The 2,305-nt window shown below is 60.5% G+C and carries 1 protein-coding gene; it reads left to right on the forward strand.

Annotated features, from left to right (window positions below; translation table 11 throughout):
- Positions 1-2,305: hypothetical protein (locus JIN85_RS22540; RefSeq protein ID WP_200274230.1), on the forward strand; the 2,305-nt coding region annotated here is incomplete at both ends.

Below are 2,305 nucleotides of genomic sequence, written 5' to 3' on the forward strand. Positions count from 1 at the left end.
CCGTTGAACTCGAATCCGGCCCGCCGGGGCGCAGTGCTTTTGACCTGTGGCTCTCGAAGCCGGAAAATGCTGGCAAGACCTACGCCGATTACGAAGCCACCCAGCGTGGGCCGAAAGGCGAAACCGGAGATCAAGGCCCGCCCGGAGACACAACTGCAGCCGATGCTTTGGCCGCAGAGGCGGCGGAATCTGCCGCAACCTCCAAATCACTGGCCAACACTTCCAGCGCGGCGGCGACGGCGGCGGCTCTATCCGCTTCACAAGCGGCGGCCTTGGCAGCTGCGGCGAATATTGCGATCGAGAACGGCGATGCCTATGCCCGTCGCAACAAGGCGGACCTTCCCGCAGAGGCGAATGCCTCCGGTGAAACCGAGTTTGGCTATGTCTTCGCCGATAGCGAAAAGGACGACAATAATGGCCGCTACTACCGCGAGGCAGGGGAGACGCTCTGGAGCAAAGTCCCGGGCGATCTCACGGGCCGGATGCTCAGGCAGGAGTCAAAAACCTCGCCCTTCTCGATCGTCGAAAACTTCGAATATGGCGGCGAAGCCTATTCTGTCGGTTTCTTTGATCCGTTTTTGCGCTTTGCTGGTGGCATGACCGCTACCGGACAATTGAAGCTCATCGCTGCCGTCATCGCGCCCTTTGCGCCGTCGCTCGTCACCGCGCTTGCGGAAAAGGCCAACGCCACCGAGCTGACCACGCTGCAGGAGCAAGTCGCCCCGCTTTCCGGACAATTCAAATTCCGCACCGATCGGCCAGGCTTCCTCTTTACCATCGAGGATGAGTCGTTCCCGTTTTCGAGATACTGTTTCGCGGTTAAAGACACCGGTGAAACCATCATTCCGGGCCTTGCCATCCCCGGCACTAACCCGGGAAGCATCACCACGGTGCAACTGGCCGACGCCTCGGTGACCAAGCCCAAACTGGATCCGGAGATCGTTCGCGAAACCGCCGTGGATCAGGTCGATTTTCAACTGGATCAATACCGACCCCAGCACGCGCAGATTTTTGTCCGAACCGGGCCGGGCTGGGTGACCTTGTCGCCACGGAAAACCTCGGTTCTGTCCGGGGTGAACACGTCCGATGCTTCACTGGATTTCCGCCAAAGCTCCGGCTTGTTCGTGCGTGGTCAACGCTACCGGGGACCGTTTGATCCATCGGTTGCGCCGTCGATCAACTACCTGGGCGGTCTAACATCCGAGTCGAGCTGGCCGCCTGCGGGCAATTTCAACGAGGGCGACTTCTACGAGTTTCAGGGTTACAGCGGCACTCTAACCATTGGTGATGATACCATGCGCCGTGGCGATCTGATGGTCTACACGGGTGGCGCATGGGTTTACCGACAAGCGCCCGGCGGGTATCCGAATATCTGGAAGGATTTCTGGGTGGCAAACGCGGACGGATGGTTTCGCGGTCTTGAGTTTAAGGCGGGCGATAGGCTCGTATTTATGGCCTATCAACCGGCGGGCGGCGGCAACATGCCATCGCGCTGGATCAAAGGCGGCACGGACGGCGAATGGTTTTTCCGGGGTGAATTTGACCCCGCAGATGGATTCCCCGAAAACGCGATCGATGGCGACCTGTGGGAAGCATCCGCCGCCGGAGAAGTCGGCGGACTATCTCTAACAACCGGTGACGAAGTGATCAAAACCGGTGGTGCCTGGGGACCGGTGGCCAGGCGGGAAATCATCACGGTGCCAGCAGGCGGCGCGATCGCGCTTCCTTGCACCAGCATGGCTTCCGAGTGGGAAGTGCGCCGGACCGACAAGAGCGAAACGGCTGCAGCAATTGCGCTGGATAGCCGGGGCGTGGCGGTGCCATCGCGCAGTGGCTACGAGATCGTGATGGAAGGCGACTCGATGCCGGGCAAGCTCAACAGCAGCCTCAAGGTGGCACTGGGTGACCGCACTCTAACAACCCGCAGCTACGGCGGCGGTCAGTCGCAGGAAGTGGAGGCGATGATCGAATACCTCGCCGCCAACGACGATCCCCACACTGGGAAAACCTTCATCTTCTGGCAGGGTGAAAACAACGCCTCGCGGCTGTCACAGATCGCGATCACCGCAGAACGGCTGGTGGCATCGACCGGCAGCTCGGATGGCCGCTTCGTTCACATTGGCATGCCCGGACGCCGGACGATGAGCTGGAACGGTGAGCGGCTGGTTTGTTCAAACGAAGAGCAGCAACTCGTTCCCGGTTCCGACAATGCCTATGCCAAGGCGCGGGAGTATTTCCTCACGTCATGGCCTAACAACTACATCGACACCCGCGCCGTGATGGCAGCGGCAGCCGATGATACGCC

Source organism: Luteolibacter pohnpeiensis (assembly GCF_016595435.1).
GTDB classification, from domain to species: Bacteria; Verrucomicrobiota; Verrucomicrobiia; order Verrucomicrobiales; family Akkermansiaceae; genus Luteolibacter; species Luteolibacter pohnpeiensis.